23 protein-coding genes are annotated in these 25,405 nt (G+C 61.3%); 13 read left to right on the top strand and 10 right to left on the bottom strand.

The window, feature by feature from the left end; all coding sequences use genetic code 11:
* Positions 1-183: 183 nt before the first annotated feature.
* Positions 184-909, bottom strand: a complete 726-nt coding sequence (gene pgeF, locus SA496_RS02320; RefSeq protein WP_330114998.1) for a peptidoglycan editing factor PgeF — start codon at positions 907-909, stop codon at positions 184-186.
* Positions 906-1,880, bottom strand: coding sequence for a 23S rRNA pseudouridine(1911/1915/1917) synthase RluD (gene rluD, locus SA496_RS02315; RefSeq protein WP_120652975.1), 975 nt, complete (start codon positions 1,878-1,880; stop codon positions 906-908). The genes pgeF and rluD overlap by 4 nt, the downstream gene beginning before the upstream one ends.
* Before the next feature lie 147 nt (positions 1,881-2,027).
* Between rluD and SA496_RS02310 the strand changes: the two genes are divergently transcribed.
* Positions 2,028-3,047: an outer membrane protein assembly factor BamD gene (locus SA496_RS02310; protein WP_330114997.1), complete on the top strand. Its 1,020-nt coding sequence runs from the start codon at positions 2,028-2,030 to the stop codon at positions 3,045-3,047.
* Between the two features lie 61 nt (positions 3,048-3,108).
* Here SA496_RS02310 and SA496_RS02305 read toward each other — a convergent pair whose 3' ends face one another.
* Entirely contained in the window at positions 3,109-4,740 is a 1,632-nt protein-coding gene (locus SA496_RS02305; RefSeq protein ID WP_330114996.1) for an NAD+ synthase, read from the bottom strand.
* A 172-nt stretch (positions 4,741-4,912) separates the two neighbouring features.
* On the opposite strand from SA496_RS02305, the gene SA496_RS02300 reads away from it, so the two are divergent.
* Genes SA496_RS02300 through SA496_RS02290 form a run of 3 tightly spaced genes read left to right on the top strand, consistent with a single transcriptional unit; the run spans position 4,913 to position 8,080 of the window.
* Positions 4,913-5,149 carry a PP0621 family protein gene (locus SA496_RS02300; protein ID WP_153921621.1) on the top strand — a complete coding sequence of 79 codons (237 nt, stop codon included), beginning with the start codon at positions 4,913-4,915 and terminating at the stop codon, positions 5,147-5,149.
* Entirely contained in the window at positions 5,139-6,740 is a 1,602-nt protein-coding gene (locus tag SA496_RS02295; protein WP_330114995.1) for a sensor histidine kinase, read from the top strand. The genes SA496_RS02300 and SA496_RS02295 overlap by 11 nt, the downstream gene beginning before the upstream one ends.
* A gap of 2 nt (positions 6,741-6,742) precedes the next feature.
* Entirely contained in the window at positions 6,743-8,080 is a 1,338-nt protein-coding gene (locus SA496_RS02290) for a sigma-54-dependent transcriptional regulator (RefSeq protein ID WP_330114994.1), read from the top strand.
* Positions 8,081-8,205: 125 nt separating this feature from the next.
* On the opposite strand, the gene thiO is transcribed toward SA496_RS02290, so the two are convergent.
* Positions 8,206-9,300 (bottom strand): glycine oxidase ThiO, encoded by a 1,095-nt coding sequence (gene thiO, locus SA496_RS02285; protein ID WP_330114993.1) that lies wholly within the window; start codon positions 9,298-9,300, stop codon positions 8,206-8,208.
* A 114-nt stretch (positions 9,301-9,414) separates the two neighbouring features.
* On the opposite strand from thiO, the gene SA496_RS02280 reads away from it, so the two are divergent.
* From SA496_RS02280 to SA496_RS02245, 8 genes are read left to right on the top strand one after another with little or no spacing between them, the layout of a single operon-like run.
* On the top strand, positions 9,415-9,927 hold the full coding sequence (locus SA496_RS02280; RefSeq protein WP_330114992.1) for a GspH/FimT family pseudopilin: 513 nt from the start codon (positions 9,415-9,417) through the stop codon (positions 9,925-9,927).
* Positions 9,921-10,538: a GspH/FimT family pseudopilin gene (locus SA496_RS02275; protein WP_330114991.1), complete on the top strand. Its 618-nt coding sequence runs from the start codon at positions 9,921-9,923 to the stop codon at positions 10,536-10,538. The genes SA496_RS02280 and SA496_RS02275 overlap by 7 nt, the downstream gene beginning before the upstream one ends.
* A 6-nt stretch (positions 10,539-10,544) precedes the next feature.
* Positions 10,545-11,147 carry a type IV pilus modification protein PilV gene (gene pilV / locus SA496_RS02270; protein WP_330114990.1) on the top strand — a complete coding sequence of 201 codons (603 nt, stop codon included), beginning with the start codon at positions 10,545-10,547 and terminating at the stop codon, positions 11,145-11,147.
* A 4-nt stretch (positions 11,148-11,151) separates the two neighbouring features.
* Entirely contained in the window at positions 11,152-11,961 is an 810-nt protein-coding gene (locus tag SA496_RS02265) for a PilW family protein (protein WP_330114989.1), read from the top strand.
* A 9-nt stretch (positions 11,962-11,970) separates the two neighbouring features.
* Complete coding sequence (locus SA496_RS02260) at positions 11,971-12,468, top strand: pilus assembly PilX family protein (RefSeq protein ID WP_330114988.1); 498 nt, start codon at positions 11,971-11,973, stop codon at positions 12,466-12,468.
* Positions 12,469-12,479: 11 nt separating this feature from the next.
* The gene (locus tag SA496_RS02255) at positions 12,480-12,791 is read left to right on the top strand and encodes a hypothetical protein (protein WP_330114987.1); all 312 of its coding nucleotides are present in this window, start codon (positions 12,480-12,482) and stop codon (positions 12,789-12,791) included.
* Positions 12,792-12,803: 12 nt separating this feature from the next.
* Positions 12,804-17,093, top strand: coding sequence for a PilC/PilY family type IV pilus protein (locus tag SA496_RS02250; RefSeq protein WP_330114986.1), 4,290 nt, complete (start codon positions 12,804-12,806; stop codon positions 17,091-17,093).
* Complete coding sequence (locus SA496_RS02245) at positions 17,090-17,530, top strand: type IV pilin protein (protein ID WP_330114985.1); 441 nt, start codon at positions 17,090-17,092, stop codon at positions 17,528-17,530. The genes SA496_RS02250 and SA496_RS02245 overlap by 4 nt, the downstream gene beginning before the upstream one ends.
* Positions 17,531-17,572: 42 nt before the next feature.
* Here SA496_RS02245 and ispH read toward each other — a convergent pair whose 3' ends face one another.
* From ispH to murJ, 6 genes are all read right to left on the bottom strand, one after another.
* Positions 17,573-18,517 carry a 4-hydroxy-3-methylbut-2-enyl diphosphate reductase gene (gene ispH / locus SA496_RS02240; RefSeq protein WP_330114984.1) on the bottom strand — a complete coding sequence of 315 codons (945 nt, stop codon included), beginning with the start codon at positions 18,515-18,517 and terminating at the stop codon, positions 17,573-17,575.
* Between the two features lie 28 nt (positions 18,518-18,545).
* Complete coding sequence (fkpB, locus tag SA496_RS02235; protein WP_120652994.1) at positions 18,546-18,983, bottom strand: FKBP-type peptidyl-prolyl cis-trans isomerase; 438 nt, start codon at positions 18,981-18,983, stop codon at positions 18,546-18,548.
* Positions 18,976-19,479: a signal peptidase II gene (lspA, locus tag SA496_RS02230; protein WP_330114983.1), complete on the bottom strand. Its 504-nt coding sequence runs from the start codon at positions 19,477-19,479 to the stop codon at positions 18,976-18,978. The genes fkpB and lspA overlap by 8 nt, the downstream gene beginning before the upstream one ends.
* On the bottom strand, positions 19,472-22,306 hold the full coding sequence (ileS, locus tag SA496_RS02225; RefSeq protein ID WP_330114982.1) for an isoleucine--tRNA ligase: 2,835 nt from the start codon (positions 22,304-22,306) through the stop codon (positions 19,472-19,474). Before ileS ends, lspA begins: the two co-directional genes overlap by 8 nt.
* A 15-nt stretch (positions 22,307-22,321) precedes the next feature.
* Positions 22,322-23,260, bottom strand: coding sequence for a bifunctional riboflavin kinase/FAD synthetase (gene ribF, locus SA496_RS02220; RefSeq protein ID WP_330114981.1), 939 nt, complete (start codon positions 23,258-23,260; stop codon positions 22,322-22,324).
* Positions 23,261-23,370: 110 nt separating this feature from the next.
* Positions 23,371-24,906: a murein biosynthesis integral membrane protein MurJ gene (murJ, locus tag SA496_RS02215; protein WP_153921564.1), complete on the bottom strand. Its 1,536-nt coding sequence runs from the start codon at positions 24,904-24,906 to the stop codon at positions 23,371-23,373.
* A 217-nt stretch (positions 24,907-25,123) separates the two neighbouring features.
* Between murJ and rpsT the strand changes: the two genes are divergently transcribed.
* A complete protein-coding gene (rpsT, locus tag SA496_RS02210; protein ID WP_069082204.1) occupies positions 25,124-25,399 on the top strand; it encodes a 30S ribosomal protein S20 in 276 nt (91 codons plus the stop codon).
* The last annotated feature ends 6 nt before the right edge of the window (positions 25,400-25,405 follow it).

Below are 25,405 nucleotides of genomic sequence, written 5' to 3'. Positions count from 1 at the left end.
TAGCGGGCGGCACGATGAAGGCGCCAGATACGAAAACCCGCCGGGATGAAGCTTAGATAGGGACGATTCTGTGTGATTCAACCTTTGTGCGATTGACCGAAATCAAGAGACGTTGCGGCGGGCTTCCAGACTGGAGGGAAATCGCCCGTAATTCGATTCGCTCCGGCCAGGGCGCGAAATCTGTCAGTCGGTCAGCCAGACCAGGCTGGCGAAACGGCCGGTGCGAGAGGCGCGACGATAGGAATAGAAGCGGGGATCACTGACGGTGCAAAAGCCTCCGCCATAAACGGCATGCACGCCCCGCGCGGCCAAGCGAATGCGCGCAAGTTGGTAGATATCGGCCATGAACTTGCCAGCATTGGCACTGGGCCGGAAGGCCTGTCCAGCCTCCTGATGGTTAGCCACGAAAGCTTCACGCACTTCGGGGCCGACTTCGAATGCAGCGGGGCCAATGGCCGGACCTAGCCAGACCAGCACCTCTTCAGGCGGCAAGGCCAGCGCATCCAGGGTGGCCTCCAGCACACCGTTGGCCAGTCCACGCCAGCCGGCATGGGCAGCGGCAACCTTGGTACCGGCGCGATCGCAAAACAGCGCGGGCAGGCAGTCTGCGGTCAAAACAGCGCTGGCAACGCCCGGCTCGTCGGTCCAGCTGCCGTCCGCTTCGTCCACTCGGGCCGGGTCGGCCCTGGAAACCTGAACGCCATGCACCTGGCTAAGCCATGCAGGACGGCAGCCCAGGCTGGACATCAATAGAAGACGGTTCTGTTCCACGGCCTGCGGATCATCGCCGACATGGCTGCCGAGGTTCAGGCCTTCATACGGCGACTGGCTGAATCCGCCCTCGCGAGTGGTGACGCACGCGTTCACCCGCGCCGAGGCGGGCCAGTCAGGCGTCAGCCAGGTGTTCATTGCTCGAAGGACTCGCGATCCTGGCGCAGGAGGCTCAGCAGCCAGACGAAGTCGTCAGGCAACGGGGACTCCCACTTCATGCGCACGCCGCTCACGGGGTGGTCCAGTTCGAGGAACCGCGCATGCAGAGCCTGGCGCGGAAACTCCTTGAGGGTCTGGACCAGCGTCGGACTCGCGGCTGGAGGAATGCGGAAGCGACCGCCGTAGACCGGATCACCCACCAGCGGGAAGTTCACATAAGCCATGTGCACACGAATCTGGTGGGTACGGCCGGTTTCCAGCTTCACGCGTGTGTGCGTATGGGAACGGAAGCGCTCCAGCACCCGGTAATGGCTGACGGCGGGCTTGCCCCCGGCGACGACGGCCATGCGCTGACGCTGCTGGCCATGACGGCCGATAGGCGCATCTACCTTGCCACCGGAAGTGATCACCCCGACCACTACAGCCTCGTACACGCGACTCACGCTACGCGCCTGCAGCTGTGCGACCAGGCTGGTATGAGCCTCGAGGGTCTTGGCGACCACCATCAGACCGGTGGTGTCCTTGTCCAGGCGATGGACGATGCCGGCACGCGGCACGTTCTCGAGCCCCGGCACATGGTGCAGCAGGGCGTTGAGCAGTGTGCCATCGGCATGCCCAGCAGCTGGATGCACCACCAGTCCGGCGGGCTTGTCCAGCACCAGCAGGTGATCGTCCTCGAAGACGATATCCAGCTCGATGTCCTGGGCTATCCACTCGCCCTGCGACTCCTGCTCGGCATTCAGCTCCAGCAGAGCGCCGCCGTGCACGATGTCGCGCGGACGCAGCACGCTGCCGTCAACGGTGAGGAGCCCGTCCTTGATCCAGCCGGAAAGGCGGGAGCGGGAGTGCTCGGAAAAGAGTTGCGCAGCGATCTGGTCGAGACGTTGCCCGCCCAGTTCGGAAGGCACTTCGGCGCTGAGTTGAATGACGTGCTTGGTATTGGAAGGCATGCTCGGGAACGGAGGGGGCGCAGCCTTTGGTTTCAGTTGCGCGCTTGTGGTTAAATACTGCGTCTTTGTCCCGGGGGTTCCGGGGCGCCCATCATAACAGGACGGCTCCAGCCAAGACAGCCAGCCGTCACAGGGACGCAAGCCGCCATGCAAGTGAAACACCTGCTGCTGATCGCCACTCTCGCCCTCACCGCCGCCTGTTCCTCCAACAAAGAAGTGGTGGACGAGAACCTGAGCGAAGCCGAGCTGTATCAGCAGGCCCAGGCCGATCTGGACAACAGCAGCTACACCCCCGCCATCGCCAAGCTCAAGGCCCTCGAATCCCGCTATCCGTTCGGCCGCTATGCCGAACAGGCCCAGCTCGAGCTGATCTACGCCTATTACAAGAACGTCGAGCCGGAGGCCGCCAAGTCCGCTGCGGAGCGTTTCATCCGCCTGCACCCGCAACATCCGAACGCCGACTACGCCTACTACCTGAAAGGTCTGGCGTCCTTCGAGCAAGACCGCGGCCTGCTGGCGCGCTTCCTCCCGCTGGACATGACCAAGCGTGACCCGGGTGCCGCCCGGGATTCCTACAACGAGTTCGCGCAACTCACCAGCCGCTACCCGAACAGCCGTTATGCCCCGGATGCCAAGCAGCGCATGATCTACCTGCGCAACCTGCTGGCCGCCTACGAAATCCACGTTGCCGACTACTACCTGACCCGTCAGGCCTATGTCGCCGCTGCCAACCGCGGCCGCTACGTAGTGGAAAACTTCCAGGAAACCCCCGCTGTCGGCGACGGTCTGGCTGTGATGGTTGAGGCTTACCAACGCCTGGGCCTGAACGACCTGGCTGCTTCCAGCCTGGAAACCCTGAAACTGAACTACCCGGAGCACCCGCAACTGGTAGACGGGCAGTTCGTGGCTCGCGAAGAAGAAGCCGACAACCGCTCCTGGCTGGCCAAGGCTACCTTGGGCCTGATCGAGAGCGACGCGCCGCTGCCCCCGGGCGAAACCCGCGCTGCCCAGGATGTGATCAAGCAGTACGAAAACGCCAAGGAAGAAATTCCGGCAGAACTGCTGCCGGAGAATCAGGATGAAGTGCAGGAAGAACAGCACGAGTCCGAAGCCAACCAGAATGACCGTTCCTGGTTCAGCTACATGACTTTCGGCTTGTTCGATTGAGCAACGCCAAATGCAATGAAGAAGGGAGGCCAATGGCCTCCCTTCTTCGTTTTAGTCTGCATCAGTCTCCCAGCCGCCATCCGGAAGTAACCGGATAACGCCGATCCCTGCCGAATCCCCGCTGGGTCACCCGGATGCCGATCGCTGCCTGGCGCCGCTTGTGCTCGTTACGATCCACCATACCCAGCACCCGATTCACCGTATCCTCGTCGAATCCTTCGGCAATGATGGCGTTGGCTGACAGGTCGTGCTCAATGTAGAGCTTGAGAATCTCGTCCAGCACTGGGTAGGGCGGTAGCGAATCCTCATCCTGCTGCCCGGGTGCCAGTTCCGCAGACGGCGGCCTTTCGATCACCCGCGGCGGAATCACCGGCCCAAGACTATTGCGGTACTCGGCAAGACGGAACACCAAGGTCTTGGGCACATCCTTTAGCACATCGAAGCCGCCAGCCATGTCGCCATACAAAGTCGCGTAGCCCACGGCCAGTTCGCTCTTGTTGCCAGTGGTCAGAACCAGGCTGCCCTTCTTGTTGGAAATTGCCATCAGGATCGAGCCGCGACAGCGTGCCTGCAGGTTTTCCTCGCTGGCATCGTGCGAATGACCATCGAACACCGGCGCGAGAATCTGCTGGAAAGCATCCAGGGCCGGGGCGATGGGGAGTACGCGATAGGCCACGCCGAGTAGACGCGCCTCGGTCTCGGCATCCTCCAGACTGATCTGCGACGTGTAGTGGTAGGGCATCATCACCGCTTCCACTCGTTCGGCGCCCAAGGCATCCACGGCCACCGCGAGGGTCAGAGCCGAGTCGATACCACCGGAAAGCCCCAGCACCACGCCCTTGAAGCCATTTTTTTGCACATAGTCGCGAACCCCCACCACCAGCGCCTGGTAAACGCTCGCTTCCACGTCGGGCAGCTCGGCGCAGTGGGTCAGGCGGGGCAGCCAGCGCCCTTCCAGCAGCTGCAGATCCACCGGATACAGGCCTTCGACGAAGGCCGGCGCGCGTTGGCAAATCATCCCGCTGGCGTCCATGACACAGCTTCCACCGTCGAACACCAGCTCATCCTGGCCGCCGACCTGGTTCACGTAGATCACCGGCATCTCGCCCTCGGCAACCCGTTCGGCCAGTACTTCCTCACGCTCCAGTTGCTTGTCCAGGTGGAAGGGCGAAGCGTTCAAGCTGAGCATCAGCTTCGCCCCGGCAGTGCGGGCCTGGGCCATGGGCTCGGGGAACCAGATGTCCTCGCAGATCGACAGCGCCACCGGAACACCCTTGATATCCACTATGCAAGGCTGTTGCCCGGGCTCGAAATAGCGCTTCTCGTCAAACACTCGGTAGTTGGGCAGACATTGCTTGTAGTAGCTAGCCAGCAGCTGGCCATCGGCAATCACCGCGCAAGCGTTGTAGCGCAGCTCTTCTTCCAACCAGGGATACCCCACAACCAGGTAGATGCCACGAACCTCGTCGCGCAACTGCCGAAGCCCCTGCTCGATACGCCGCTGCATGCTGGAGCGCAGCAAAAGGTCTTCCGGCGGATATCCGCACAGGGACAACTCGGGGAAGACGATGACATCCGCTTCCCAGGCCCCACGCGCCGCGTTCGCTTCCTCGATCATCCGCTCGACATTGCCCTGGACATCACCGACTCGGAGATTGAGCTGGGCCATCACGATTCGCAGGCTCTGGCGCATGGCCGCCTCCCGGGCGTTGATCAAGACACCGAATACGTATCAACGCCAACATACTCCGCAGCGCCTGTAGCGAAAACCACGCAAGTCGCGACAGCGTGCGACCGGTCTCTGTGCGCGGACAACCGGCTTGGCTAAACTGCCAGCTTTCCATCAAGAAGAGAGCACCTTCGGCATGTTTCGCCTGCTGTTCTGGATAGTCGTGATCTTCGCCGCCATCTGGCTGTGGCGCCGCTTCAAGACCCCTTCGAAGCCCCGCCCCGAGCCGCGCCAGCAGGACGACAACAAGCCCATGGTCCGCTGCGCACAATGCGGCGTGCACGTCCCCCGTAGCCACGCCCTGTCCCAGGACAATCGCTGGTACTGCAGCCGGGCCCACCTGGAACAGGACCAGAGTACTGGTGAGCACTGATACCCTCCCCGCCCCCGCCGTACTCAGCGCCCAGGGGCGGCGCATCTTCCGCCTGTACAGCCTGTATCGACTGCTGATCGGCCTTGCGCTGGTCCTCCTGATCTCCAGCGAGCTGGACGACAACCTCCTGGATCTGACGCGACCGGAGCTGTTCCGCAATGCCAGCTGGTTCTACCTGATCCTCAATGCCTTGATCGCCGCTCTGGTGCCTCGGCCACGGAGCATGGTGCAGGTCTTCAGCCTGGCAGTGGTGGACGTGTTGCTGCTGTGCTGCCTGTTCCTTGCGGCGGGCGGCACACCCAGCGGTATCGCCAACCTCATAGTGGTTTCGGTGGCCATCTCCAATATCCTCCTGCGCGGACGCATTGGCCTGCTGGTGGCGGCGGTGGCGACGATAGGGCTGATCTACCTGACCTTCTATCTGAGCATCAGCCATCCGCAGGCCGCCAGCCAGTTCGTCCAGGCCGGTGGCTTTGGCGCCCTGTGCTTCGCCGCGGCGCTGTTCATCCAGGGGCTGAGCCGACGCCTGCAACTCAGCGAAACCCTCGCGGAGCAGCGCGCGGCGGACGTAGCCAACCTGGAGGCCCTGAACGCGCAGATTCTCGAGCGCATGCGCACTGGCATCCTGGTGCTCGACCCGCAGAACATGATTCTTCTTGCCAACAATGGCGCGCAGTCTTTCCTGGGCAAGGAGTCGCTGGCCGGACGCCCCCTGGACGCCGAGTGCCCGGTGTTGCTGGAAAGCCTGCAACAGTGGTTGGCCAACCCCACGTTACGCCCACAGAGCCTCCAGGCGTTCGTCAACGGCCCAATGTTGCAACCCAGCTTCGTCAACCTGCAGCGCGGCAATCAGCAGAACGTTCTGGTCTTCCTCGAAGACATCTCGCAAATCACCCAGCAGGCCCAGCAGCTGAAGCTTGCCTCCCTCGGCCGTCTGACCGCTGGCATTGCCCACGAGATCCGCAATCCCCTGGGCGCCATCAGCCATGCAGCCCAGCTCCTGCAGGAGTCGGAAGAGCTCCAGGGACCTGATCGGCGACTGGCTCACATCATCCAGGACCATTCGCGGCGCATGAACCTGGTGATCGAGAACGTGTTGCAGCTGTCCCGCCGCCGCAAGTCCGAGCCACAGCTGCTGGACCTCAAGTACTGGCTGACCCGTTTCGCCAGCGAGTTCCGCACATCTTGCGGCCCCGACCAGACCCTGCACCTGGCAACCCTCGGCAGCACCTTGCAGACCCGCATGGACCCGCACCAGCTAACCCAGGTACTGACCAACCTGGTCCAGAACGGCCTGCGCTACAGCACCCAGAAGAACGCCCGGGGCCAGGTCTGGCTCAAACTCTTCCGCGACCCCGAAAGCGACCTGCCTGTACTGGAAGTAGAAGACGACGGGGACGGCGTCCCGCCCGGGCAGGTGCACAATATCTTCGAGCCCTTCTTCACCACTGAAAGCAAGGGCACCGGACTCGGCCTGTACATCTCCCGTGAACTCTGCGAGAGCAACCAGGCCCGCCTCGACTACAAACCGCGCGAACACGGTGGCAGCTGCTTCCGCATCACCTTCGCCCACCCGCGCAAACTGAGCTGACCATGACCCGACAGAGAGCCCTGATCGTCGACGACGAGCCCGATATCCGCGAATTGCTGGAGATCACCCTCGGGCGGATGAAGCTCGACACGCGTAGCGCCCGCAACCTCAAGGAAGCCCGCGATTGGCTGGCACGCGAACCTTTCGACCTGTGTCTCACCGACATGCGCCTGCCCGACGGCACCGGCCTGGAACTGGTGCAGTACATCCAGCAGCGCCACCCCATGGTTCCGGTGGCGATGATCACCGCCTACGGCAGCCTCGACACTGCGGTGAATGCCCTGAAGGCCGGCGCGTTCGATTTCGTCACCAAGCCGGTGGACCTCGGCCGCCTGCGCGAACTGGTCAACACCGCTCTGCGCCTGAGCACCCCGGATGACTGCGAAGCCCCCGTGGATGGCCGCCTGCTGGGCACGTCGCCACCCATGAATTCCCTGCGCAAACAGATCCAGAAGCTCGCCCGCAGCCAGGCCCCCGTGTACATCAGCGGCGAATCGGGTAGCGGCAAGGAGTTGGTCGCGCGACTGATCCACGAACAGGGTCCGCGTACCGAGCGTCCCTTCGTGCCGGTCAACTGCGGCGCCATTCCATCCGAGCTGATGGAAAGCGAATTCTTCGGCCATAAGAAGGGCAGCTTCACCGGTGCGGTGGAAGACAAGCAGGGCCTGTTCCAGGCAGCCAATGGTGGCACCCTGTTCCTAGACGAAGTAGCCGACCTGCCGCTGGCCATGCAGGTCAAGCTTCTACGGGCCATCCAGGAAAAGGCCGTACGCGCCGTGGGGGGGCAGCAGGAAGTAGTCGTGGACGTGCGCATCCTCAGCGCCACCCACAAGGACCTCGCCGCGGAAGTCGCCGCAGGCCGATTCCGCCAGGATCTCTACTACCGCCTCAATGTGATTGAACTCAGCGTGCCGCCACTGCGCGAGCGCCGGGAAGACATCCCGCTGCTGGCCGAAAGCATGCTCAAGCGCCTGGCCCAGCAGAGTGGGCTGCCGGCCGCGACCCTGGCGCCGGAAGCCCTGGACAAGCTCAAGTGCTACCGCTTCCCCGGCAACGTGCGCGAGCTGGAGAACATGCTCGAACGGGCCTACACGCTCTGCGAAGACGACCAGATCCAGGCCCGCGACCTGCGCCTGGCCGACGCCACCGGCCCAGCCGAGGGGGGCGAGGCCAGCCTGGCACAGATCGACAACCTGGAAGACTACCTGGAAGACATCGAGCGCAAGCTGATCATGCAGGCACTCGAAGAAACCCGCTGGAACCGCACGGCGGCGGCGCAACGCCTGGGCCTGACGTTCCGCTCCATGCGCTATCGTCTGAAGAAGCTGGGCATCGACTGAATCGCGCCCTTCGCCAGCAAGCTGGCTCCTACGGAAACGCTATCACCCCGCCTGTAGGAGCGAGCTTGCTCGCGAACATCGACTCCTGTAGGAGCCAGCTTGCTGGCGAAAAGACCGCGGCTCGTTCAGCCCAGGCGCCCTGCCGGCGCATAGGGCGCCGGGTCGATAATCGCCTCGCGCCCCAACATAAGGTCCGCCAGCAGTCGGCAAGAGGCCGGCGCCAGCACCAGGCCATTGCGGTAGTGGCCGCAGTTCAGCCACAAGCCATCCGCTCCCGGCACCGGACCGATAAAGGGAATGCCCTCTGGCGAGCCAGGACGCAACCCCGCCCAATGCCCCACCAGCTCGGCGTCCGCCAGTTGCGGCAGCAGCTCGAAGGCCGAGGCCTTGAGGCTCTCCAGCGCCGCGTCGGTGGGCGTCTTGTCAAAACCGGCATATTCCAGCGTGCTGCCCACCAGGATATGACCGTCCCGGCGCGGGATCGCGTAACGCCCCTTGGCCAGCACCATGGCGGGCAGAAAGTCGGCCGCGCACTTGAAGAGGATCATCTGCCCCTTCACCGGCTCCACCGGCAGCGACATTCCCAGTTGCCCCAGCAACTCGCCACTCCAGGCACCCGCGGCCAGCACCACGCGGTCGGCCAGCACTTCACCCTCGACCGTATCCACCCCAACCACACGCCCATCCTCACGGACAAAACCGCGCACCGCGCAGTTCTCCCTGACCGACACATTGGGCATGCGCAGCAGCGCTTCACGCAGGGCACGGGTCAGGCGCGGATTGCGCACATTAGCCACACCGGACATATAGATGGCTCGCTGGAAACCGACTCCCAGCGGCGGCACGGCGGCATGCACTTCATCCATATCCACCGACGACAGCGGCCGCCCTTCTCGCGCAGCCCAGGCCAGGGCCTCGGCTTCGTCATCCAGATCCAGCCAATAGAGGCCCGTCTCGTGGACCTCGGGATCTATCCCGGTTTCAGCGAGTAAACGCTGACCGAGCTGTGGGTAAAAGTCCTGGGACCAATGCGCCAACGCCGTCACTGCATAGCTATATCGCCATGGATACAACGGGGAAACGATACCGCCACCCGCCCAGGAGGCTTCGCGCCCCGTATCACCACGCTCCAGCAGACAAACCTGCATCCCATTGCGCGCCAACTCGAGCGCACTCAGAAGACCTATGGCACCGCCCCCCACCACACAAACACTTCCCAACTTTCTTGCCCCTATTCAGCTCGTTCCACATTCGTTTAGGAATGGCTTGCCGACTCACCCCATCCCTAGCCCGGTACCCTTTCCCGCTTTGCCAGGATGCCAAGGAGATGGCCCATGAAGCTCAGCCAGCAAGCCGCAGTCACACTTACGGAATTACTGATCGTCCTCGTGATCATCTGTGCAACCGCGATGTTGGCGCCTTCCTTTATCGAATTCGCATCCAAGGCCAGGGTCAGGCACTACGAACAGCAGCTGTTCCTGCTGGTTCAGCAAGCTCGCATACACGCTGCCACCCATCGAGCCAGAGTAACGGTGTGTCCTCTCGATGATAATCAGATGTGTCATCGGAACTGGAACGCTCAAATCAGTGCATTCGAGGATCCAACCGGAAAGCGACACCTGAATCACGATGACAAGCTGATCGCCACCCTCCCTGCGCTACCGCTGATAGTCGTCGACTGGAAGGGAATGGGAGGCAATCGTGCAATCCATTTCAATCTCCACGGACACACCGCGGTTACCAATGGACGCTTTCGACTATGCAGGCAGGGCAAGGTGATTCGTGAATTGGTGCTCAATCGACAAGGACGATTGAGGCGCAGCGTGACCGAAGACTCGCAATGCTGACCGCTCGCCCTTACGATCCTTCCGACTATCTAGAGAGCATTGAGACGATAATTAGCCTGCTTATGCTCACCCCTAGGCTTATCAGCATGGATCAGCAAATGCCTGAATCTCGCGGCTTTACGCTAATCGAACTCATGATAGCGATCGCGCTCCTCGCAATCATCATTTCCCTTGCAGTTCCCTCGATGGGAACCTTCCTCCTGAATCAACGAGTGGCTGGCCAGGCCACTGCACTGACGACGGCCCTGCAGTTCGCTCGATCCGAAGCAACAGCGAAGAATCGGCGCATACGCGTAGTGCCGGTAGCCAACAGCACCAATGGCTGGAACCAGGGCTGGTGTGTGGTCCTCGGAGAGCTGAGCAATTGCAATGGCGACGTGTTGCGAAGGTATGACGCCGTACCTGCGGGAGTGGAAATAGAAAGCGACTATATCCAGACGGGCAACGTCCTCACTTTCCGGCGCGACGGGACTCGCGATCCGGCAGTATCCGGTGGAATAAAGGTCAGCGCAGACAATCTTTCCACAACTGGTAATCGTGCGCGTTGCTTGACCCTGGACGCGATCGGTCGCGTATCGGTAGCTGCAATCAATCCTGGCGATGACTGCTAAGGGCCTATGATGAACTTCACATTCAAGCATTCGGGATATCGGCAATCAGGAATCACCATGATTGAGGTCCTGGTAACCCTCCTGGTTTTCACCATTGGTCTACTCGGCCTTGCTGGGCTACAGCTCAAAGCCCTTCAAGGCACCAACGATGGCGTTCAACGCGCCCATGCGACCTGGCTTCTGCAGGATTTCGCGGATCGCATATATGCCAACAACAACGCAACCATCGCCGACTACAGCGGGGCTGCCCCGAACTGCAATGCGTTGCCGAACCCCGCCTGTGCCGATTTCTATAACGCCGTGACGGGTGCGAAAGTCAACGGAAGCAGCTGCACAGCAGCTCAGATGGCCAGTTTCGATCGCTGGGAGGCGGTTTGCCGTTATCGGGACACCGCGACCTATCAGGCCAACGACACCGCCAAGCTTGTCCGCAGTAATAGCCGCGATTTCATTAACATCCAGGCGCTCAACATTGCCGCCCGCGATTCCAATGGCGACACAGTGAATGATTCGCTCGACCTGACGCTCTCCTGGAGAGGCAAAGGTGGGCAGAACGCCGCCAACAGTGATGGTGACAACCAGTCTGCCCAGATGACGATCAGGAAGTGATTGCATGAAACACATCGACTATCGGCATCAGGCCGGCGTGACCATCGTAGAGCTGATGATCTCGCTGCTGCTGAGCACGATTCTGATCGGCGGCGTACTTCAGGTATTTCTCTCCAGCAGCCGCACCTACTCCATGGCCGAAGCCTTGGCGCGGACCCAGGAGAACGGCCGGTTCGCCCTCGAATTCATATCGCAAAGCGCCCGCCAGGCCGGTTACTTGGAGCCCTACCTACTGACCAGCAAGCGCCTGCCGCTGGCTGAACCCAACTGCAACTGGCCGAGCACCGCTGACGCGAACTGCACGAGCAACGGTGCCACCAGCGACAAAGTCACCTTCATTCTCCAGCCACCGGAGATGAAGGACGACCCGGCCAGCGCCGCCCGGCGCAGGGACTGCGCTGGCAATGACGTGGCGGAAGATACCGTGATCGCCAACGTATTCCATATCGCTGCAGCGGATGCCAACAACCCCTATTCGTCTCTGGCCTGCACAACCTTCAACGTGACCGATCCTTCAGCTTTCCAGACGGTGCGCCTGGTAGATGGCGTGGAGAACCTGCAACTGCTCTATGGCATGAGCACCAGCGGCGATCCGCAAAGCGTGAACCAGTTCGTATCAGCAAACCGCGTTACCGATTGGTCCAGCGTCAGCGCCGTTCGTATTGCCGTACTCGCAAGCTCCATGAACCGGGCCTCGAACGATGCGGCCAACCCACAGGAGTTCACCCTGCTAGATGCCCGGATAACCGCCCCGAACGACGGACTGGCGCGCCAGGTGTTCACCACTACGGTTCGTATCCACAATCTCGACTAAGGACCAGCAATGGCCATTCTACGCAGCCAGAAGGGCTCCAGCCTCATCATCGCCCTGGTATTCCTGGCAGTACTCACAGCCGCAGGCATCGCAGCGTTCACGATGTCCACCACCGAAGAACGGATGTCCAGCAATGCCCAATTCCGTGGCGCTGCATTTCAGACCTCGTATAGCGAGATCCGAGCTCAACTCGATTTTCTGCGCAAGGACGCGACCCGCATCGACAGCGTCCGGGCATTCGACCGCCCGCGTGTCTCCCCTGTGGATTCACGGCTCCCCGAGAAACGGCAGCCACTGGCGAACCTGACCGCTCGGCTCAACAGCAGCAGTGTCCCTGCGGGAAACACATCCGTGAATCTAACCTACCTCGGCGAGCGCATCGCCGAAAGCAGCAGCCTGGACAAGTTCTACAACTACGCCTTCGAGTTGAACGTCAAGCGCGAACTCAGTAGTGGTGCGTATTCGGACCAGGTTCAGGGGTTCAATATTCAGATGCCGAAACCATGAGGAAGACTGTCATGAAGACCTATCTCGCAATCGGCCTGCTCCTCCTCTCCTCGATGGCGATGGCCGCCTTTCCGGACGACGGTGCGGTTATCTACGAGGGTGCAACCGTCCTCACTGTCTCGGCACCGCAGGAGCAGTACTTGCTGGTATACGAGTGCGAAAGCTGCACCCCAGTAAAGATGTCGATCGCCGCAACTTCGGTGATCCGGATTAATGGCAGTACCTCCACCCTTGAGCGACTGTTCACACAGGCCCGCTGGCGTGCTGACGTATTCGCCGAAGCGGGCACCCCGACAACCATCTCGCGCATCAGCACCTACTGAGAAGCCCCCACAATGAAGCCATTTACCCGATCTCTACTCAGCGCTGGTGCGGCCTTCCTGTATGTCAGCCTCTCGACATCCGTCGCCATGGCCGACGACACCGAGATCTACGTCGGCCTCACGCCGAAGGCCGACAAGAAGACCAATCCCAACGTCTTGCTGGTGCTGGATACATCCGGCTCGATGTCCAGTGGCGTAACAGGTACCAGTTGCACAGCCGGCAGCACCATTATCGATCTTTGTGACGGAAGCGGAAAAAACGCAAAACTTAGCCGGCTTGGTGTCGTCAAGCTGGTAACCGCAGAGCTCGTCAATGAACTTAAAGCGGATGGAAAGATCAACTTCGGCCTGATGCGCTTCGACATGCAGGCCCAAGGTGGCATGATCACCTACCCCATCGCCCCGATCACCGACGGCGCCGACACCATCATCCAGCGCCTCAACAGGTATCGTGCGAACGGCAACACCCCCCTTTCGGAAACGCTGTACGAAGCCGCGCGCTACTATCGGGGAGAACGCGTCTACTACGGGCTTACCAGCTCGACGAAGGACACCGAGGGCTCCAACCCCCCAACAGTCTTCACGCCCAGCGTGCAGCAGTCGTATTCCGGCAGCAACATCGTCGAATACAGCAATCTCAGCACGTCCTATAACAGGAACAATGCCAAATACATTTCGCCAATCGAGAGTTCCTGCCAGAAGAACCACATCATCTATCTGACTGACGGCGCCCCAACCGGTGACACAGATGCTGCGAGCGCAATTCGAACCCTTACTGGCAAGAGCTGTGGTAACAATAACGGCGAATGCATGGACGAACTCTCCGAGTTCCTGTTCGAGGAAGACCAATCCAGCGTCCAAGACGGCAAGCAGACCGTTACTACCCACACCATCGGTTTCTTCGAAGACAGCCCGCTGCTGGAAAGCACAGCGACGCGCGGCGGCGGCAAGTACTACACCGCCGATGACGTTTCCGGCCTGATCAAGTCACTGCGTACCATTCTCAACGAGATCCTCGCGCAGAACACAACGTTTACGACGCCCACCGTCTCGGTTAGCGCCTACAACAACATCGGCTACCGCAACGAGCTCTACTATGCCTTGTTCCGCCCGGCCCAAGGCAGCCGCTGGCCAGGCAACGTCAAGCGCTACAAACTCGGTAAAGACGCCAACGGTGCTGCAGAGATCCAGGACGTCAATAGTCGGGCAGCGATAAGCTATGACGGCGATGACGCCGGCTTCTTCAAGACCACAGCCCAGAGCTGGTGGAGCCCCACCGTGGATGGCGCTGACGTCAGCAAGGGTGGCGCATCCAGCCAGCTGACCAACCCAGCCACACGTAAACTCTATACTTATACCGGCGCAGAATTGCCGCCAGGGTCCACCTCGGCGACCTTGAGTAGCTACCCTCTGGTCACAAGCAGTGCGGGCAGCCATGTCACGGCTGCCATGCTGGGCGACCAGAACATGACTGCACAGATGCGCACCCAGATCATCAACTGGGCGCGCGGAAACGAGCTGGACAAGGATGGCAACGTCATCGGCAATAACCTGTTCATCGGGGATCTGCTGCACAACGAGCCCAAGCTGGTTTCCTACCGAGTAGACAATTCCACGAGCACTCCCCAGGAAACCCTTTATATGTTCTTCGGCACCAACCAGGGTGGACTGCATGCGGTCAATCCCACGAATGGTGCGGAGAAATTCGCCTTCATACCGAAGGAGTTGCTGCCCAACCTGAAGGATTACTATCAGGATCCCCAAGGCGTAGACACCAAGCGCTACGGACTCGATGGCCATATCACCGTCTGGGTCGAGTACGCCGATGCCGTTGCGAACGTCCGGCAGGCTAACCGGGTCGATATCGTCGCGGGCATGCGCCGGGGCGGCAGGAATTACTACGCGCTGAATGTGCTTGACATCGACACGCCGAAGCTGAAATGGGTCATCAAGGGTGGTACTGGCGGCACCGCCGGGTTCGAGAAGCTGGGCCAGACCTGGTCGGCCGCCAAGCTGGCCAAAGTCAAATGGAATGGCACCATCAAGCCCGTCCTGTTCTTCTCTGGCGGCTATGATCCGACTCAGGACAATGACAGCCCCAACCTGCCGCGCAACGACAGTTATGGCAACGCCCTCTACATGGTCGATGCCGACACCGGCAGCCTGCTGTGGCGTGCGGGACATACCACCGAAACAGGTGCCGACCTCACTATCGGCACCATGACCAACAGTATTCCCGGCGGCCCGACGCTGGTCGACATCACCGGTGACGGCCTCGTAGACACCATGTTCATGGCTGACATGAGGGGGCAGGTTTTCCGCTTCGACATTCGCCAGAACAATACCGGCGCGGCGAATTTCGCCACCGGAGGCCGCATCGCACGACTGGGCGATGACAACGCCGTCACCAGTGACGACAGTGCTTCGAGCAACCGTCGGTTCTACTACGCTCCAGACGTTTCTCTGGTCCGCGAGCGCGGCGGCAATACTTACTACACCATCGCCCTGGGTAGCGGCTGGCGTGAGCACCCTCTGAACGAAACTACTGTAGACCGCTTCTATGCCTTGCGTGACCGAAATGTCCTCACCACGCCCAGCACCTACACCACTATGACCGAGGCAAACATGGTGGACGCGACCGGCATCAACCTGAGCGATGCGGAGTACGAACAGACCAAACAGGAGATCGACGAGAAGCTCGCGCTGATCGAGCAGTACAACAATGCGGTGGTTACCGCGGAGACGAACTTCGACCAGTACAAGGTGAGCATCGGCCACACCGCTAAACGCGATGCCCTTTTGACCAAGAACGCTGAGATAACCATCCTGCGCCAGGAACTCGATACCCTGGGCGCCACCATCGATGCACTCGAATCAGAGTTGGCGCGCATCGCTCCTGCCAATGACCAGCAGATACAGGTCGTAGAAACCCAAGGTCTGCTCAAGGACCTCACCGGTAAGCTGTCAGGTCTGCAGGACAGCGCACAGATTGCGGCGATCACAACCATTCAGAACCAGTTGGCCTCGCTGTACAACACGCAACTGTCCATCCAGGGCGTGATAGCGACCAAGGAAGTGGCTATACAGCAGAAACAACAAGCCATTGCTAGCGCTGCTGCAGCCGGTCAACCCACCGCAACGCTGGAGCAGGAACTGGTTGCCTTGCGGGAAGGACTCTATGGCCGACCCGACGATCCGGATACCACTGAGGACGATAGCTCGCCGGCCGACCCGAATCTGACCATGCGCTCCGCATTGACCGCCGACACCATCAGCACTGAGCTGAGTACGCTACAGAACAGTCTGGTTACAACACTGAATGACCTGCTGGTGGCAATGCAGAATGACGATCAAGCCCTGATCGGCCAGAAGCAGACAGAACTGACCACAGCCTCCAACGCCTTGAACGACAGACTGGACAGCCTGGGCATCAGCAACCTTTCCGGCAGCAACCTTCCCGTAAGCGACCTGCTGGCACGTGACGAGACGACCAGACAGCAGGAACTGGCTGTGCAGGAACAGAATCTCAACACTTCGATCAGCAACCAGACCGCCACGCTGGACACTCGCACAGCAGCCCTGAACACTGCCCTTTCCGAAAGGGACACCATCCAGACAGAAATGGATTCCCTGGCGGCCCAACCGTACGACACGACTAGCAACCTGCTCAATTCGGCCCAGCTCGCCGACGCCCGGACCAATGACTCGGACGGCACTCTCACCTGGTTCGAGGCGTACAACTACCTACTCCTGGCTTCCCGCGGCATCGCCCAGAGCCATATCCCTACATTGCGTGATGAAATCAACCAGCTCTACGAGAGCCTTTCCCCGGGCAACAGCTATACCGTCAACTCAGACCTTCTGAATGGCAGCGATGGCTGGTTCATCCGCCTGGCACCTGGAGAGAAGGTCCTATCCGGCTCCATCACTCTGCAAGGTGCGCTGTTCTTCAATACCTTCCTACCGACCGGACAGACCTCAGGTTGCGCACCAGACGTCGGCACCAGCCGTCTCTATGCCACCAATCTGGTGGACGGATCGGCGCTGTACCAGCAGACGGTTGACGGCGAAACCGTCCCGATTCGCAGCGTCAACCTCGTACGCCCCGGTATCGCACCCAGCCCGACTGTGATCCCGACCACCGATGGCTCCGTCCTGATCAGCGGCACCGAGGTAGATCCGTTCAAGAAGTGCGCGCTGACCAACAGCTGCGTTGATGATGTACCCATTGAATGCCGTCAGGACGTACCCTTCTGCCGACCTGGCAACAACGTTCAGCCGACTTACTGGAGAGAGCAGTGAATAAGTCGAAGAATCGGGGCTTCACCCTGATCGAACTGATGATAACTGTGGCGATCATCGCGATACTCGCGGCGGTCGCCTACCCCTCATATCAGAGCTATGTCCTGCGCGGCGGCCGTACTGACGGCCATGCCAAGCTGCTCGAAATTATGCAATCGCAGGAAAGGTATTACTCCCAGAACCAGACGTATGTGACCAACCTGGGAGCCGGAGGCCTCGGCCTGGGCGTTGCCGCAAACGCCGCAGTCCCGTCGGCCGAAGGCCGCTATACCGTTCAAGCCGCAGCCTGCGCCGGGACGACCATCGCCAACTGCGTCGCGCTGACGGCCACACGGGCAGGAGCCCAGGCCTCGGATAGTGCTTGCGGCAACCTCACGCTAAACAGCCGTGGCGTAAAAGGCATCAGCGGGACGTCCAACGTGGACAGCTGCTGGTAACGCAGAAATTAAAAGGCCGACATCAAGTCGGCCTTTTAATTTTCAAACCGCCTTCACCCGCAATTCCTTCGGCATGGAGAAGGTCACGTTCTCTGGCCGACCGTCCAACTCAACCGCAACCTCGGCGCCCCACTCCCGGAGCTGGTCAATCACGCCTTGCACCAGCACTTCCGGCGCGGAAGCGCCGGCGGTGATGCCGACACGCTGTGCCTTGTCGAACCATTCGCGTTTGAGGTCCTCGGCGCCGTCGATCAGGTAGGCGGGGGTGTCCATGCGCTCAGCCAGCTCGCGCAAGCGGTTTGAGTTGGAGCTGTTGGGGCTACCGACCACCAGGACGATGTCGCTCTCGTTGGCCAGTTGCTTGACCGCATCCTGGCGGTTCTGGGTGGCGTAGCAGATGTCGTCCTTGCGCGGCCCACCGATGCTGGGGAACTTCGCGCGCAACGCGTCGATGACGCGACTGGTGTCATCCATGGACAGGGTGGTCTGGGTTACGAAGGACAATGCTTCCGGATTGCGGACCTGCAAGCGCTCCACGTCGGCCTCGTCTTCCACGAGGTAGATTGCGCCGCCATTGCTGGCATCGTACTGCCCCATGGTGCCTTCCACTTCGGGGTGGCCGGCGTGGCCGATCAGGATGCATTCGCGGCCGTCGCGACTATAGCGCGCGACTTCCATGTGCACTTTGGTCACCAGCGGACAAGTGGCGTCGAACACCCTCAGGCCACGGCGGGTGGCTTCCTGGCGCACGGCCTGTGAAACGCCGTGGGCGCTGAAGATGACGATGACGTTGTCTGGCACCTGGTCCAGTTCTTCGACGAATACGGCACCACGGGCGCGCAGGTCCTCGACCACGAACTTGTTGTGCACCACTTCATGGCGCACGTAAATCGGCGGGCCGAAGACTTCCAGGGCGCGGTTGACGATCTCGATGGCGCGATCGACGCCGGCGCAGAAGCCGCGCGGATTGGCGAGTTTGATTTGCATGGCAGTTACCTCGTCCGGCCGCAGGAGATCAGGCCGGCTTGACCGACAGGATCTCTACCTCAAATGCGAGTGGCTTGCCGGCCAATGGGTGATTGAAATCGATGGTCACATGCGTGTCGTCGATCAGCTTGACCACCCCAGGCAACTCGGCATTGGCCGCGTCATTGAAGATGATCAGCAGGCCTTCGGAAAGCTCCATGTCCTGGAAGTTGCCTCGAGGCATCACTTGCACGTTCTGCGGATTAGGTTGACCGAATCCCTGCTCGGGCTCGATGGCCAGGACGCGTTTGTCGCCGCTCTTGAGGCCGAAAAGCACGCTCTCGAAACCTGGAAGCAGATTGCCATCGCCCACTTTGAAGGTGGCTGGTTTCTTCTCGAAGGTGCTGTCCACCACGTCGCCGTTATCCAGCTTGATGGCGAAATGCAGGGTGACTTCCATGTCCGGCCCTATGCGATGTTCAGTCATGGGCAGGTTCTCCGGACTTCTTCGCTTTGAACATGTCCAGCGCCAGCATTACGGCGCCGACGGTGATGGCGCTATCGGCCAGATTGAACGCCGGGAAGTACCAGCGGTTCTGCCAATGCACCAGGATGAAATCGACCACGTGGCCAAGCACCACGCGGTCATAGAGGTTGCCAAGGGCGCCGCCCAGGACCAGCGCCAGCGCAACAGCCAGCCAGGTTTCCTCAGGCTTCAGGCGCTTGAGCCAGACCACCAGGACGCCGCTGACCACCAGGGCAATTGCAGCGAACAGCCAGCGCTGCCAGCCGGAGCTGTCAGCGAGGAAGCTGAAGGCCGCGCCGGTGTTGTAGGCCAGCGTCCAGCTGAAGTAGTCGGGAATGACCACGATCTGCTGGTAGAGGTTGAGTTCGGTTTCGAAGAACCATTTGCTCGCCTGGTCCAGCACGAATACCAGGGCAGTCAGCCAGAGCCAGCCGAGTCGGCCGTATGCCTTAGGCATAGTGACGAACCTCGCCGGCTCCATCGATATTCTCGACGCAACGACCGCACAGATCCGGATGCTTCACGAACTGGCCGACATCGGCTCGGTGGTGCCAGCAACGACCGCACTTGGTGTGGGCTGACTTGTGGATCTTCAGCTTGAGACCGGCAACTTCGGTCTCCACGGCATCGGCCGGCGCGCTGGCCAGGGGCTGGACGTCAGCAGCCGAGGTTATCAGCACGAAGCGCAGTTCATTGCCCAGCTTGGCCAGGCTCGCCACCAGGGCGTCCTCGGCGAACAGGGTGACTTCGGCCTGCAGGTTGCCGCCAATCGCCTTGTTGCTACGCAGGTTTTCCAGCTCCTTGTTGACCGAGGCCTTGACGGCCATGACCTGCTCCCAGAACTCGCGGTCCAGCTCAGTGCCTTCGGGCAGTTCGGACAGGCCCTGGTACCAGGTATTGAGCATGACGGACTCGTTACGCTCGCCCGGCAGGAACTGCCAGATTTCCTCGGCGGTGAAGGCCAGGATCGGCGCAATCCAGCGCACGAGCGCCTCGGCGATGTGGAACAGCGCAGTCTGGCAGGAGCGGCGCGGTATGCTGTCAGAGGCTGTGGTGTACTGACGGTCCTTGATGATGTCGAGGTAGAAGCCGCCCAGCTCTTGCACGCAGAAGTTGTGCACTTTCGAGTAGACGTTCCAGAAACGGTACTCGCCGTAGGCTTCTTCCAGTTCGCGCTGCAGAAGCAGGGCGCGGTCCACGGCCCAGCGGTCGAGGGCCAGCATGTCTTTGGCAGGCAGCAGGTCCTTGACCGGGTCGAAGCCGTTCAGGTTGGCCAGCAGGAAGCGCGCGGTGTTACGGATGCGGCGATAGGCATCGGCGCTGCGCTGGAGGATCTGCTGGGAAACGGCCATCTCGCCGGAATAGTCGGTGGCCGATACCCACAGGCGCAGGATGTCGGCACCCAGGCTGTCGGTAACCTGCTGCGGGGCGATGACGTTGCCGAGGGATTTGGACATCTTGCGGCCGCTCTCGTCCACGGTGAAGCCGTGGGTCAGAAGCTGGCGGTAAGGGGCATGGCCGTCGATGGCGCAGCCGGTCAGCAAGGACGAGTGGAACCAGCCACGGTGCTGGTCGGAACCTTCCAGGTAGAGGTCGGCAGCCGGGCCGCTGGCGTGGCCCAGTTCGGCGTGGGATCCGCGCAGGACGTGCCAGTGCGTGGTACCCGAGTCGAACCAGACGTCCAGGGTGTCGCTGATCTTGTCGTACTGGCCAGCCTCGTCACCGAGCAGCTCGGCAGCGTCCAGCTTGAACCAGGCTTCGATACCTTCCTGCTCGACGCGTTGAGCAACCTGCTCCATCAGCTCGACGGTGCGCGGATGCAGGTCGCCGGTGGCCTTGTGCAGGAAGAACGGGATCGGCACGCCCCAGTTGCGCTGACGGGAGATGCACCAGTCCGGACGGCCGGCGATCATGCCGTGCAGGCGGGCCTGCCCCCAGCCGGGGACGAACTCGGTCTGCTCGATGGCGGTCAGCGCACGCTCGCGCAGAGTCGCGCCCTGCTGTGGCTGCTTGTCCATGCCGACGAACCACTGTGCAGTGGCGCGGTAGATCAGCGGGGTCTTGTGGCGCCAGCAGTGCATGTAGCTGTGGCTGATGGATTCGTGCTTGAGCAACGCACCCACTTCTTCCAGTTTGGCGACGATAGCCGGATTGGCTTTCCAGATGAACTGGCCGCCGAAGAACGGCAGGTCCTGGACGTAGACGCCATTGCTCTGTACAGGGCTGAGAATGTCATCGTTGCTCATGCCGTACTGCTTGCAGGTACGGAAGTCATCCTCACCGTAGGCCGGCGCGGAATGAACGATGCCAGTGCCGGCACCCAGCTCGACGTATTCGGCCAGGTATACGGGGGACAGGCGCTCGTAGAACGGATGACGGAAACGGACCTGGTCCAGCGACTCGCCCTTGGTGGTGGCGATGACCTGACCTTCCAGGCCGTAGCGCTGCAGGCAGGATTCAACCAGTTCTTCGGCCAGCACCAGCAGGCGCGCGCCGGTATCGACCAGCGCGTAGTCGAACTCGGGGTGGACGTTCAGCGCCTGGTTGGCCGGAATGGTCCAGGGGGTGGTGGTCCAGATGACGATGGCAGCAGGCTTGGCGAGGCTGGACAGGCCAAAGGCGGCGGCCAGCTTATCGGCATCTTCGATGGGGAAGGCGACGTCGATCGCATCGGACTTCTTGTCGGCATACTCGACTTCCGCCTCGGCCAATGCCGAGCCGCAGTCGAAGCACCAGTTCACCGGTTTCAGGCCCTTGAACACGAAGCCCTGCTTGACCATTTCAGCCAGCGCGCGGATTTCGCCCGCCTCGTTGCTGAAAGCCATGGTCTTGTAGGGATTGCTCCAGTCGCCCAGCACGCCGAGGCGGATGAAGTCGGCCTTTTGGCCTTCGATCTGCTCGGCGGCGTAGGTACGGCACAGCTCACGGGTCTTGTCCGAGGCCATGTTCTTGCCGTGGGTGGTTTCGACCTTGTGCTCGATGGGCAGACCGTGGCAGTCCCAGCCCGGGACATAAGGGGCGTCATAGCCCGCCAGGGTCTTGGAGCGGACGATGATGTCCTTGAGGATCTTGTTGACCGCGTGACCGATGTGAATGCTGCCGTTGGCGTAAGGCGGGCCATCGTGCAGGACGAACCTCGGGCGACCTTCGCCGATCTGCCGCAGCTTTCCGTACAGGTCGATGCTGTTCCAGCGCTGCAGCAGTTCCGGTTCGCGCTGGGGCAGACCGGCCTTCATCGGGAATGCCGTCTCTGGCAGGTTCAGGGTCGCTTTGTAATCGGTCATTTCAGTCCAGGCTCTTCAATTTGATTGAGTACCCTGCCAATAGGCACGGGCGGCAGCGACATCCGCATCGATCGCCGACTTCAACGCCTCCAGGGAGGCAAAACGCTGCTCATCACGCAGCTTGTGGTGGAAGGTCACGCTGATCCGCCGGTCGTAGAGGTCGGAGGAATAGTCCAGCAGATGGACCTCCAGGTGGGCGCGTCCGTCACCCTTCACGCTGGGGCGCACGCCGATGTTCGCAACGCCAGGCAGTTGCCTGCCTTCCAGCTCCACACTGACCAGGTACACACCATTGAGCGGGACGCGGCGGCGCTTGAGCTGCACATTGGCAGTCGGGGTACCCAGCTGGCGGCCGAGCTTCTGCCCGTGCAGCACACGGCCGGTAATGGTGAATGGACGCCCCAGCAGCCGCTCGGCAAGCACGAAGTCGCCCTCGGCCAAGGCTTGGCGCACGCGGGTGCTGCTGACCCGCAAGTCGTCCAGCTCAACAGTTGCAGCGGCTTCGACACTGAAACCTTCCGCTTCGCCGGCTTGCAGCAGGAAATCGAAATCACCGGCGCGGTCGCAGCCGAAACGGAAATCGTCGCCGATCTCCAAGTGCTTGGCGCCCAGCCCCTCGACCAGTACTGCATGCACGAATTCGGCGGCACTGAGCTCACGCAGGCGGTGGTTGAACGCCAGGCAGAGCACCCGATCCACCCCTTCACGAGCAAGCAGCTCGAGCTTGTCACGCAATCGTGTGAGGCGGACAGGAGCTGTGTCAGGGCCGAAGTATTCGCGTGGCTGCGGCTCGAAAATCACCACGCAAGTGGGTAAACCCAGCTCAGCCGCACGCTCGCGCAACCGCTTGAGAATGGCCTGATGGCCGCGGTGCACGCCGTCGAAATTGCCGATGGTGGCGACACAGCCCCGATGATGGGGCCGCAGGTTGTGTAAACCTCGAACCAGCTGCATAGCACAAGTCTTGTTCACAAAGTGGTCGATTATACGCACAGCCGAGGCTGGACAACAGGCGCTACAGGCCCGTCACCGCGACAAGCGGCGACGAGTCGCAACCCGAAGAGTCACACGGCCCGTCGTGCGAAGTCCCGAAGACGGAAGCCCAGCAGTGCCAGCATGCCGAAATAAGTGATCACACCCGCACCCACAAGGGCAGCCAGGCGCAGCAGGCGCTCGGCCATCCCCCCCTGCTCCCAGGCGGGCAGCAGGTACATCACCCCGAGCAGAACAGCACACATTGCCAGCACCGCGAGCAACAGTTTTGCGAGGAACTTCCCCCAGCCCGGCTGCGGCTGGAACAGCTGCTGCTTGCGCAACTGCCAGTAGAGCAATCCGGCGTTCATGCAGGCGGCGAGACTGATGGCCAGTGCCAGGCCGGCATGTTTCAGGGGGAAGACGAAGGCGAGGTTCATCAACTGGGTCGCCACCAGGGTGAAGATGGCGATCTTCACCGGCGTACGGATGTTCTGGCGCGCATAGAAACCGGGTGCCAGAACCTTGACCAGGATGATCCCGAGCAGACCCACGGCATAGGCGATCAGCGCGCGCTGGGTCATCAGCGCATCGATGGCGGTGAATTTCCCGTACTGGAACAGCGCCACGGTCAGCGGCTCGGCCAGCAACGCCAAGGCCAGGGTGCATGGCAATACCAGCAGGAAGCAGAGACGCAGGCCCCAGTCGAGCAACTGCGAGTAGGCATGGCGGTCGTCGCTGGCGTACGTCTTGGCCAGGGAAGGCAGCAGGATCGTCCCCAAAGCCACGCCAAGCACGCCTGACGGCAGTTCCATCAGACGGTCCGCGTAGTACATCCACGACACCGACCCCGCCGCCAGGAACGAGGCGAAGATGGTGTTGATGATCAGCGAGATCTGTCCTACGGATACCCCGAAGATCGCCGGCCCCATCTGTTTGAGTACGCGCCAGACGCCGGTATCTCGCAGATTCAGGCGCGGCAACACGAGCATACCGATGCGCTTGAGCGCCGGCAGCTGGTAGAGCAGTTGTGCCAGGCCGCCTACGAGCGTCGCCCAGCCAAGAGCCATGATCGGCGGGTCGAAATAGGGAGTCAGGAACAGCGCGAAGACAATCATGCTGACGTTCAACAGGGTCGGCACGAAAGCCGGAACCGCATACCGGTTCCAGGTGTTGAGGATGGCCCCCGCCAGGGAAGACAACGAAATCAGGAAAATGTACGGAAAGGTCACCCGCAGCAGATCGGTGGTCAGCGCGAACTTCTCGGGGGTGTCGGCGAAGCCCGGCGCGGTCACCCAGATCACCCACGGCGCCGCGAGTATGCCCAGCAGGGTCACCAGCGCCAGCACCAGCGTCAGCAGACCGGAGATGTAGGCGATGAACGTACGGGTCGCCTCCTCGCCCTGCTGGGTCTTGTACTCCGCCAGGATCGGGACGAATGCCTGGGAGAACGCCCCTTCGGCAAAGATGCGACGCAGCAGGTTGGGCAACTTGAAGGCGACGAAGAACGCGTCAGTGGCCATTCCCGCGCCGAAATAGCGTGCGACGATGGTATCGCGGACGAAACCCAGTACGCGGGAAAGCATGGTGATGGAGCTGACGGCCGCCAGCGACTTGAGCAGGTTCATTCAGGGGTCCGGACAGGTGTTGCACAGCCCTTAGGCAGTGCTGCCAGGGGACGGTCAAGGCTGCCGAGTGTAGAGTCCGTGCGGGATAAAAGCATCCAGCAAGAAAAGCTGACGCTCGTCGCCCGACCTGCCTGATCGCCCTTGACAAGGCCAGATCACGTCGGCATGATTCGCGGCCTTAATTTGATTCAATTCCCCAGTTTCGAGGAGCTTGACGGTGGCCAACACACCTTCTGCCAAAAAACGCGCCAAACAGGCTGAGAAGCGTCGTAGCCATAACGCCAGCCTGCGCTCCATGGTTCGTACCTACATCAAGAACGTGGTCAAGGCTATCGACGCCAAAGACCTGCCCAAGGCACAAGCCGCTTTCACCGCTGCTGTACCGGTGATCGACCGCATGGCCGACAAAGGCATCATCCACAAGAACAAAGCTGCTCGTCACAAGAGCCGCCTGAACGCCCACATCAAGGCGCTCGGTCAAGCTGCTGCCTAAGCTTGA

Origin of the sequence: Pseudomonas sp. JS3066, assembly GCF_036328175.1 — a bacterium.
Taxonomy (GTDB): Bacteria; Pseudomonadota; Gammaproteobacteria; order Pseudomonadales; family Pseudomonadaceae; genus Metapseudomonas.
This window is presented reverse-complemented; position numbering and strand designations above follow the sequence as displayed.

Coding starts and splice junctions, on each gene's coding strand:
- pgeF (WP_330114998.1), bottom strand. CDS start 909: ATGAACACCTGGCTGACGCCTGACTGGCCCGCCTCGGCGCGGGTGAAC.
- rluD (WP_120652975.1), bottom strand. CDS start 1,880: ATGCCTTCCAATACCAAGCACGTCATTCAACTCAGCGCCGAAGTGCCT.
- SA496_RS02310 (WP_330114997.1), top strand. CDS start 2,028: ATGCAAGTGAAACACCTGCTGCTGATCGCCACTCTCGCCCTCACCGCC.
- SA496_RS02305 (WP_330114996.1), bottom strand. CDS start 4,740: ATGCGCCAGAGCCTGCGAATCGTGATGGCCCAGCTCAATCTCCGAGTC.
- SA496_RS02300 (WP_153921621.1), top strand. CDS start 4,913: ATGTTTCGCCTGCTGTTCTGGATAGTCGTGATCTTCGCCGCCATCTGG.
- SA496_RS02290 (WP_330114994.1), top strand. CDS start 6,743: ATGACCCGACAGAGAGCCCTGATCGTCGACGACGAGCCCGATATCCGC.
- SA496_RS02280 (WP_330114992.1), top strand. CDS start 9,415: ATGAAGCTCAGCCAGCAAGCCGCAGTCACACTTACGGAATTACTGATC.
- SA496_RS02275 (WP_330114991.1), top strand. CDS start 9,921: ATGCTGACCGCTCGCCCTTACGATCCTTCCGACTATCTAGAGAGCATT.
- pilV (WP_330114990.1), top strand. CDS start 10,545: ATGATGAACTTCACATTCAAGCATTCGGGATATCGGCAATCAGGAATC.
- SA496_RS02265 (WP_330114989.1), top strand. CDS start 11,152: ATGAAACACATCGACTATCGGCATCAGGCCGGCGTGACCATCGTAGAG.
- SA496_RS02260 (WP_330114988.1), top strand. CDS start 11,971: ATGGCCATTCTACGCAGCCAGAAGGGCTCCAGCCTCATCATCGCCCTG.
- SA496_RS02255 (WP_330114987.1), top strand. CDS start 12,480: ATGAAGACCTATCTCGCAATCGGCCTGCTCCTCCTCTCCTCGATGGCG.
- SA496_RS02250 (WP_330114986.1), top strand. CDS start 12,804: ATGAAGCCATTTACCCGATCTCTACTCAGCGCTGGTGCGGCCTTCCTG.
- ispH (WP_330114984.1), bottom strand. CDS start 18,517: ATGCAAATCAAACTCGCCAATCCGCGCGGCTTCTGCGCCGGCGTCGAT.
- fkpB (WP_120652994.1), bottom strand. CDS start 18,983: ATGACTGAACATCGCATAGGGCCGGACATGGAAGTCACCCTGCATTTC.
- lspA (WP_330114983.1), bottom strand. CDS start 19,479: ATGCCTAAGGCATACGGCCGACTCGGCTGGCTCTGGCTGACTGCCCTG.
- ileS (WP_330114982.1), bottom strand. CDS start 22,306: ATGACCGATTACAAAGCGACCCTGAACCTGCCAGAGACGGCATTCCCG.
- ribF (WP_330114981.1), bottom strand. CDS start 23,260: ATGCAGCTGGTTCGAGGTTTACACAACCTGCGGCCCCATCATCGGGGC.
- murJ (WP_153921564.1), bottom strand. CDS start 24,906: ATGAACCTGCTCAAGTCGCTGGCGGCCGTCAGCTCCATCACCATGCTT.